Raw genomic sequence first — 8,748 nt, forward strand, 5'->3', positions numbered from 1 at the left:
GAAACTGACAGGCGAGATCATGGGCAGCAGCGAATTCAGTCTCGGAGAACTCTTCCCCGGGGCATTCGCCGAAGATGCGTCCCGCCGTGTCGGCGGGGTCGCGATGGACAGCCGCAAGGTCAAGCCGGGGGACGTCTTCGTCGCCTATGCCGGCGCCAGGACAGACGGCGCGCGCTTCGTTGCAGATGCCGTTGCGCGCGGTGCAGCCGCCATCGTCACGGATCATGCACGTCCCGCAGAGCTCGACCCCTCGGTGGCCTTCGCGCGTGTCGACGACCCGCGCCGGGCTCTGGCGCTTGCGGCCGCACGGGTGCATCCGCGCCAGCCCGGTACGATCGTGGCGGTAACCGGGACCAGCGGCAAATCCTCGGTTGCCGACTTCACCCGACAGATCTTCTCGGCATTGGGCCATGAAGCAGCCAGCCTCGGCACGATCGGCGTCGTGACGTCGCGGGGCGCTGATTACGGCTCTCTGACCACGCCGGACCCGCTTTCGCTGCACGCCTCGCTCGACAAGCTCGCAGGGGAGGGCATCAGTCATCTCGCGATGGAAGCGTCCTCTCACGGGCTCGACCAGCGCCGTCTGGACGGAGTGAGACTGAAGGCTGGCGCCTTTCTCAATCTCGGGCACGACCATCTCGATTATCATCCGAGCGTGGCGGACTATCTCGCAGCCAAGCTCAGGCTCTGGGAGCTTCTGCCCGCGGGAGCGCCGGTCGTGATCAACCGCGACGAGCCTTACGCCGGCGAGGCAGCCCAGGCCGCGTTCGCCAAGGGGCATCCGATCATCGGCATCGGCAAGGCGGGTGAAACGCTGACCCTGCTCGGCGCAGCGCGCGAAGGCTTTTTGCAACGGCTCAGGATTCGGGTGAAGCAGCGCGAACTCGAGGTCGTGCTGCCCCTGGTCGGCGACTTCATGGCCGGCAATGCGCTGGTCGCCGCAGGCCTGGCCATCGCAACCGGGGAAGACGAAGACGCTTCACTCCAGGCGATCGCGGGGCTACGTGGCGTGGCCGGACGGCTCGAGCGTGTCGGCGAGATCAATGGTGGTCTCGTCGTTGTCGATTATGCCCATAAGCCGGATGCGTTGGCGGCGGTGCTCGCGACCTTGCGGCCCTATGCGCCCGGCCGGCTGATCTGCGTCTTCGGCTGCGGCGGCGATCGTGATCGCGGCAAGCGTCCGATCATGGGCCGTATCGCGGCCGAGTGCTCCGATATCGCGATCGTCACCGACGACAACCCACGCAGCGAGAGCCCCGCTGCAATCCGCGCCGAGATCCTCGCGGCTGCTCCGGGGCTGCGCGAGATCGGCGACAGGGCCGAGGCCATTCGCACCGCCGTCGGCCTGATCGCTCCGGGGGATCTCCTCGTGGTGGCGGGAAAAGGCCATGAAACCGGCCAGATCATAGGCGATCGGACCCTGCCTTTCTCCGATCACGACGTGGTGCGGACGGCCATCGCGGAGATCGAAGCATGAGCGGCATGCCTTTGTGGTCGGGAGAGCGCCTGATCGGCGCCATGGGAGCCACGCTGCGCGGCGAGATGCCGGCCGCTGTGACCGGCGCTTCGATCGATACCCGGACGCTGCAGGCCGGCGACGTCTTCTTCGCGATCAAGGGCGGGGAACGCGACGGTCATGAGTTCGTCGAGGCCGCCTTGGCAAAGGGGGCGGCGCTTGCCGTCATCGATGAAGCCCATGCCGCGAGCTTTACCGGGGCAGGGCCCTGCGCCGTCGTCTCCGACGTGCTGCACGCGATGGAACTGGCCGGCATGGCTCGCCGGGCCGAGCTTACGGCCGCGGTCATCGCGGTGACCGGCTCGGTCGGCAAGACCGGTACCAAGGAGGCGTTGCGACTTGTCCTGTCCCGTCAGGGCGAGACCCATGCTCCGGTCGCCTCCTACAACAATCACTGGGGCGTGCCGCTGACGCTGACCCGCACGCCGGCTTCGGCGCGCTACGGCGTCTATGAGATCGGCATGAGCAACCCGGGCGAGATCCTGCCGCTCGCCAGGATGGTTTCGCCGGACGTCGCGATCGTCACGACGGTCCAGCCCGTCCATCTCGCCGCCTTCGAGTCCATCGAGGGGATTGCGGAGGAGAAGGCTGCGATCTTCACAGGGCTGAAGCCGGGCGGCACCGCTATCATCAATGCCGACATCGCTCAGGCCGCGCTGTTGAGGCGCCTGGCCGAGGAGAGCCCCGCCGGGCGGATCATCAGCTTCGGCGAGAGTGCCGATGCCGATGTCAGGCTCCTATCCTGCTCGCTCAAGCCGGATGTCTCTACGGTGGATGCAGTGGTGCTCGGCAAGCCTGTGACCTACCGGCTCGGCAGCCCGGGCAAGCATATCGTGCTGAATTCGCTCGCGGTTCTCGCTGCGGTCGAGGCTGTCGGCGCTGATCTGGCACTGGCGGTGCTCGCACTCGGCGACCTTACGCCGCCTGCCGGTCGTGGCGCTCGCCAGATGCTGAGCACGCCATCGGGGCCGTTCACGCTGATCGACGAGAGCTATAACGGCAACCCGGCTTCGGTCCGGGCCGCAATCGAGAACCTGGGTCGCATTCCCGTGACGGGACGAGGCCGCCGCGTCGCGGTGCTGGGCGATATGCGGGAACTCGGCCCGAGTGCTCCGGAGCTGCACGCGGGGCTCGCGGACCCCATCACGGGAAACGCGATCGACCGGGTTTTTGCCTGTGGGCCGCTGATGCGCGGACTTTACGACATCTTGCCATCGGGCATGCGTGGTGCTTATGCGGCGCAGTCGAGCGAGCTTGCGCCGCTTGTCCTGGACGCCATCCGGGCCGGGGACGTCGTCACCGTCAAGGGGTCGCTCGGCTCCCATATGGGCTTGGTCGTCAAGGCCATCGCCGCCCGGTTTCCTGCCGTGCCTGCCGACGACTGAGACAAGAGGAACATAGCCGATGCTCGTCTGGCTTGCCGACTTCGCCGGGGCCTTCCCGATTCTGAACGTGTTCCGCTACATCACGTTCCGCGCCGGTGGCGCCACCGCGACGGCGCTGCTTTTCGTCTTCTTCTTCGGGCCTGCTGCGATTTCCTGGCTGCGGATCAAGCAGGGCAAGGGCCAGCCGATCCGGACCGACGGTCCGGAGACGCATCTTGCCAAGCGCGGCACGCCGACCATGGGCGGCCTGATGATCCTGTCGGGACTGTTCGCCGCGGTCCTGCTCTGGGGCAATCTGCGCAACTCCTATGTCTGGATCGTGCTTGCCGTGACCGCCGCCTATGGCGCTATCGGCTTCTATGACGACTACCTCAAGGTCACGAAGCAGTCGCATAAGGGCTTTTCCGGCAAGGCACGGCTCTCGATCGAGGTCGTGATCGCACTCATCGCCTGCTACTTCATCATGCGGCTCGGTCCGCCGGCGATTTCGTCCGGTTTCGCGATGCCGTTCCTGAAGGAACTGGTCATTCCGCTCGGCCTGCTCTTCCCCTTCGTGACCGCCTTCGTCGTGGTCGGAGCCGGCAATGCGGTGAATCTCACCGACGGCCTTGACGGGCTCGCGATCGTGCCGGTGATGATCGCCGCCGCGACATTCGGCTTCATCTCCTATCTCGCCGGCAACGCGATCTTCGCCAATTACCTGCAGATCCACCATGTGCCGGGCGCCGGCGAACTTGCCGTGATCTGCGGCGCCGTGATCGGCGCCGGCTTGGGCTTCCTCTGGTTCAACGCGCCGCCGGCCCAGATCTTCATGGGGGATACCGGCTCGCTCGGCCTCGGCGGCCTGCTTGGCGTGATCGCGGTTGCGACCAAGCATGAGATCGTGCTGGCGATCGTCGGCGGCCTCTTCGTGGTCGAGGCGCTCTCGGTCATCATCCAGGTCTTCGTCTTCAAGCGCACGGGCAAGCGGGTGTTCCTGATGGCGCCGATCCATCACCATTTCGAGAAACTGGGCTGGACCGAGCCGCAGGTCGTGATCCGTTTCTGGATCATTTCCGTCGTGCTGGCTCTGGTCGGCCTCGCCACGCTGAAGCTGCGCTGATCATGACGCCGGTGACCGTATTTGCTGGCCGCAAGGTCGCGTTGTTCGGCCTTGGCGGCTCGGGGCTGGTGACGGCGCGCGCCTTGATCGCGGGCGGTGCCGAGGTCGCTGCGTGGGACGACAAGACCGAAAGCCGTGACAGGGCGGCGGGCGAGGGCATCGGTATCGTCGATCTCGCAACCGCCGATTGGGCGGATTTCGCGAGCTTCATCCTCTCGCCGGGCGTGCCTCTGACCCATCCGCAGCCGCATTGGACGGTCGGAAAGGCGCAAGGCGCCGGCGTCGAGATCATCGGCGATATCGAACTCTTCTTCCGTGAGCGGGCGGCGATCGCCCCCGATGCGCCTGTGATCTGCATCACCGGMACCAATGGCAAGTCGACCACGACCGCACTGATCAGCCATGTGCTGCACCAGGCGGGCCGGGACGTGCAGATGGGCGGCAATATCGGCACTGCGATTCTCGCCCTCGAGCCGCCGGCCGCGGGGCGTGTCCATGTCATCGAGTGCTCGACCTTCCAGATCGACCTGACTCCGTCTCTGGCGCCAAGCGTCGGAATCCAGATGAACCTGACGCCGGACCATCTCGACCGGCATGGCACGCTGGAGGCCTACGCCGCGATCAAGGAACGCATGGTCGAAGCGGCCGACATTGCCATCGTCGGCGTCGATGACGAGGCCTCCAAGCAGATGGCGCGCCGGCGCGCCGCTTCCGGGCGCCCGCTGGTCAAGATCAGCGGAGAGCAGCCGCTCGACGAGGGCGTCTTCGCCGGCGTAACCGCCAATGCCGGCAAGCTCGACACCCGCATCGTCGAGGTCCGCGACGGCAAGCCGCGCGTGGTCGCCAATCTCGCCGGCATCGGCTCGTTGCGAGGCTCGCACAATGCGCAGAACGCGGCGGCTGCCTTTGCCGCCTGCGCGACGGTCGGCCTCTCCGCCGAGGAGGTCGCTGCCGGCTTCAAGACCTATCCCGGGCTCGCACACCGCATGGAGGAGATCGGCCGTGTCGGCCGCGTCGTCTTCATCAACGATTCCAAGGCGACCAACGCGGATTCCACCGAGAAGGCGCTGACCTCGTTCCGYGATATCTTCTGGATCCTCGGCGGCAAGGCCAAGGAGGGCGGTATCGAAAGCCTGAGGCGCTACTTCCCGAACATCGCGAGAGCCTATCTGATTGGCGCGGCGACGGATGCCTTCGCCGCGACCTTCGATGACGATGGCCGAGTGGATTATCTCCGCAGCGGCACGCTCGATGCTGCGGTCGCCGCGGCCGCCAGCGACGCGGCGGCGCATCCGGGGGAGGCCGAGATTGCCGTTCTGCTCTCGCCGGCCTGCGCGTCCTACGATCAGTACCCGAATTTCGAGGTGCGGGGCGATGCGTTCCGCGCACTCGTGAAGGCACTGCCGGGCTTCAAGGCAGGTTGAAAACGGGCGTTCGCATCAAGTCGGAATCAATCGGTTAACCAATCGTTGCCAATGTGATTCGCTGAAACGGGCGGCTGAATTTCGCCCGTCTGGTTGATGGAGCCAGAGCATGGTCTCACGCGCGGAACCCAGTCTCAGCGGTCGCTGGTGGTGGTCAATCGACCGCATCATCCTGTCGACCCTGGTGACGCTGATGGTCTCCGGTGTCGTGCTGCTGATGGCGGGCGGGCCGCCAGTGGCCGAGCGGCTCGGTCTTTCGACCTTCCACTTCGTCAACCGACAGGTGTTCTACCTGCTGGCTGCCTTTGCCATCTTCCTCGCGGCCTCGTTCCTGACGCCCCGGCAGGTCCGGCGCGCGGCGCTTTTGATCTATGTGGTCGCGCTCGCGATGGTGGTGGCGACGCTGTATTTCGGCGTCGAGGTGAAGGGCGCGCGTCGCTGGCTGACGCTCGGCCCGCTCGGCTCCGTCCAGCCGTCTGAATTCCTGAAGCCCGCATTCGTCGTGCTCGCTGCCTGGGCTTTTTCGGAAGGCATGCGCCGGCCGGACCTGCCGGGTACGCTGATGGCGTTCGTGCTGTTGCCGCTGACGATCACGCCTCTGGTCCTGCAGCCGGATTTCGGCCAGACGGTGCTGGTCAGCCTCGTCTGGGGCGGGCTGTTCTTCGTTGCCGGCCTGCACTGGTTCTGGGTGGCGGGTCTCGGTGGCGCCGGCATGTTCGGCCTGCTCATCGCCTACCAGCTCGTTCCACACGTGCGCGCCCGCATCGAGCGCTTCATGGACAAGGGCTCAGGCGACACCTTCCAGGTCGATACCGCGCTTGAGAGCTTTGCTCAGGGCGGCTGGCTCGGCAAAGGGCCGGGCGAGGGCACCGTGAAGCGCATCCTGCCCGACGCGCATACCGATTTCATCTTCGCCGTCACGGCGGAGGAGTTCGGCATCGTCGTCTGTATCCTGCTGGTGGCGCTCTTCGCCCTGATCGTGCTGCGCGCACTCTTCGTGGCCCAGAAGGCAGAGGATCCCTTCATCCGTCTCGCGGTGACGGGGCTGGCGCTGCTGTTCGGCATCCAGGCTGCGATCAACATGATGGTCAACCTGCACATGATGCCGGCCAAGGGCATGACCTTGCCGTTCATTTCCTATGGTGGCTCCTCGCTGCTCTCGCTGGCGCTGGGTACAGGCTTCCTGCTGGCCCTGACCCGCAAACGCCCGCGTGCCGAGGGCTTTGGTGAATTCGGGCGTTGACGGACATGGCACAGCGTCCGCTCGTCGTTCTCGCCGCAGGGGGCACCGGCGGCCATCTCTTTCCCGCCGAGGCGCTGAGCCACGCGCTGCACCGCCATGACGTGCGGGTCGCGCTCGTCACCGACGCGCGCGCGGTCGAGTATGCCGGTGGCTTCCCGGCCGAGTCCGTTCACCCGGTCCCGGCGGCGACGCCGTCCGGTCGCTCGCCGCTCAAGATGGCGGGCGCGGCGCTCGAGCTGATGAAGGGCGTCCTCGTCGCGCGTCGCATCATCAAGACACTGCAGCCTGCCGTCGTTGTCGGCTTCGGCGGTTATCCGACCGTTCCGCCGGTGCTCGCCGCCTCATTCGCCGGCGTGAAAACCATGGTGCATGAGCAGAACGCCGTCATCGGCCGCGCCAATCGCTTCCTGTCCGGCCGGGTCGACATCATTGCGACGGGCTTTGCCGAGGTCGGTGGCCTCGATGCCGCTCGCGCCGCAAAATGCAGGCAGGTCGGCAATCCCGTTCGCCCCGCGGTCATTGCCGCTGTTTCTCCCTATGCCGATCCATCGACAGGGCCGCTGCGGCTGCTCGTTTTCGGGGGCAGCCAGGGCGCCCGGATCATGGCCGATATCGTGCCGCCGGCGATTCAACTGCTGACGCCTGCGGAACGAGGCCGTCTCCACATCGTGCAGCAGGCCCGCGCGGAGGATGGCGAGCGCGTCAGGCGGATCTATTCCGAACTCGGCGTCGCAGCCGAGATCGCGCCCTTCTTCAAGGACCTGCCGACGCGCATGGGTGCAGCGCATCTCGTGATCGGCCGGGCGGGCGCCTCGACCGTCGCCGAGCTCACTGTGATCGGGCGGCCGTCGCTGCTGGTGCCCTTGCCGGGCTCGCTCGATCAGGACCAGGCCGCCAATGCCGCGGTGCTCGAACGGGCGGGCGGCACCATCCGCATCCTGCAGCCGGAATTCACGCCGCGCCGGCTGGCGGGCGAGCTTTCGGCCCTGATCGCAGACCCGTCGCGCTTGACTGCCATGGCCGACAGCGCCAAGAGCGCGGGAATTCCCGATGCGGCCGACCGGCTTGCCCGCCTGGTTCTGCAGGTCGCAGGGATCACGTTCTGAGGCATGTCTTGACGGAAAGCTGGTTCCCACCTTTTCGCGACATGCCGTAATCCGCAGGAGACACCTGACCCATGAAGCTGCCGCCCAAGCTCGGCTCCATTCATTTCGTCGGCATCGGCGGCATCGGCATGTCCGGTATCGCCGAGGTGCTGCATAATCTCGGCTACAAGGTCCAGGGTTCGGACGCGTCCGACAATGCCAATGTCCGTCGGCTCGCCGACAAGGGCATCAAGACCTTCGTCGGCCATGCCGCCGAGAACATCGAGGGGGCGGAGGTCGTGGTCGTCTCCACGGCGATCAAGCGCGACAATCCCGAACTCACGGCCGCACGCGAGCAGCGCCTGCCGGTGGTGCGCCGCGCCGAAATGCTGGCCGAATTGATGCGGCTGAAATCCTGCGTCGCCGTCGCCGGCACGCATGGCAAGACGACCACGACCTCGCTGGTTGCGACCCTGCTCGAGAAGGGTGGGCTCGACCCGACGGTGATCAATGGCGGCATCATCAACGCCTACGGCACCAATGCGCGCATGGGCGAGAGCGACTGGATGGTGGTCGAGGCCGACGAGTCGGATGGCACCTTCCTGAAGCTCCCTGCCGATGTGGCGATCGTCACCAATATCGATCCCGAGCATCTCGACCACTTCAAGACCTTCGATGCGATCAAGGAGGCCTTCCGCTCCTTCGTCGAGAACCTGCCCTTCTACGGCTTTGCGGTGATGTGCATCGATCATCCCACGGTGCAGGGCCTCGTCGGGCAGATCGAAGACCGGCGCGTCGTCACCTATGGCGAGAACCCGCAGGCGGATTTCCGGTTGATCGACATCGATCTCTCCGGCGGACAGGCCCGGTTCACGCTGCTGATCCGCGACCGCAAACGTGGGCGCGACGAGGTCGTGCGCGATCTCGTGATGCCGATGCCCGGTCACCACAATGCGCTCAATGCCACTGCCGCGATCGCGGTCGCCTATGACC

The 8,748-nt window shown here is 66.3% G+C and carries 7 protein-coding genes; all 7 read left to right on the top strand.

All coding sequences use genetic code 11. From position 1 onward, the window contains the following. Window positions 1–19: 19 nt before the first annotated feature. Window positions 20–1,477: a UDP-N-acetylmuramoyl-L-alanyl-D-glutamate--2,6-diaminopimelate ligase gene (locus tag AC1D34_RS09780; protein ID WP_476824106.1), complete on the top strand. Its 1,458-nt coding sequence runs from the start codon at window positions 20–22 to the stop codon at window positions 1,475–1,477. Beyond that, a complete protein-coding gene (locus tag AC1D34_RS09785; RefSeq protein WP_476824107.1) occupies window positions 1,474–2,901 on the top strand; it encodes a UDP-N-acetylmuramoylalanyl-D-glutamyl-2,6-diaminopimelate--D-alanyl-D-alanine ligase in 1,428 nt (475 codons plus the stop codon). Before AC1D34_RS09780 ends, AC1D34_RS09785 begins: the two co-directional genes overlap by 4 nt. 19 nt (window positions 2,902–2,920) lie before the next feature. Further along, window positions 2,921–4,003: a phospho-N-acetylmuramoyl-pentapeptide-transferase gene (gene mraY, locus AC1D34_RS09790; RefSeq protein WP_069879816.1), complete on the top strand. Its 1,083-nt coding sequence runs from the start codon at window positions 2,921–2,923 to the stop codon at window positions 4,001–4,003. 2 nt (window positions 4,004–4,005) lie between these two features. Continuing rightward, window positions 4,006–5,427 (top strand): UDP-N-acetylmuramoyl-L-alanine--D-glutamate ligase, encoded by a 1,422-nt coding sequence (murD, locus tag AC1D34_RS09795; protein WP_476824108.1) that lies wholly within the window; start codon window positions 4,006–4,008, stop codon window positions 5,425–5,427. A 109-nt stretch (window positions 5,428–5,536) separates the two neighbouring features. After that, complete coding sequence (locus AC1D34_RS09800) at window positions 5,537–6,670, top strand: FtsW/RodA/SpoVE family cell cycle protein (protein ID WP_476824109.1); 1,134 nt, start codon at window positions 5,537–5,539, stop codon at window positions 6,668–6,670. 5 nt (window positions 6,671–6,675) lie between these two features. Then, window positions 6,676–7,776 (top strand): undecaprenyldiphospho-muramoylpentapeptide beta-N-acetylglucosaminyltransferase, encoded by a 1,101-nt coding sequence (gene murG / locus AC1D34_RS09805; protein ID WP_441505334.1) that lies wholly within the window; start codon window positions 6,676–6,678, stop codon window positions 7,774–7,776. Window positions 7,777–7,847: 71 nt separating this feature from the next. Beyond that, a partial coding sequence (gene murC, locus AC1D34_RS09810; protein WP_476824110.1) for a UDP-N-acetylmuramate--L-alanine ligase occupies window positions 7,848–8,748 on the top strand: 901 nt, incomplete at its 3' end.

It is taken from the genome of Allobosea sp. P1_A7, assembly GCF_056406775.1.

Coding starts and splice junctions, on each gene's coding strand:
- murG (WP_441505334.1), top strand. CDS start 6,676: ATGGCACAGCGTCCGCTCGTCGTTCTCGCCGCAGGGGGCACCGGCGGC.
- AC1D34_RS09800 (WP_476824109.1), top strand. CDS start 5,537: ATGGTCTCACGCGCGGAACCCAGTCTCAGCGGTCGCTGGTGGTGGTCA.
- AC1D34_RS09785 (WP_476824107.1), top strand. CDS start 1,474: ATGAGCGGCATGCCTTTGTGGTCGGGAGAGCGCCTGATCGGCGCCATG.
- mraY (WP_069879816.1), top strand. CDS start 2,921: ATGCTCGTCTGGCTTGCCGACTTCGCCGGGGCCTTCCCGATTCTGAAC.
- AC1D34_RS09780 (WP_476824106.1), top strand. CDS start 20: ATGGGCAGCAGCGAATTCAGTCTCGGAGAACTCTTCCCCGGGGCATTC.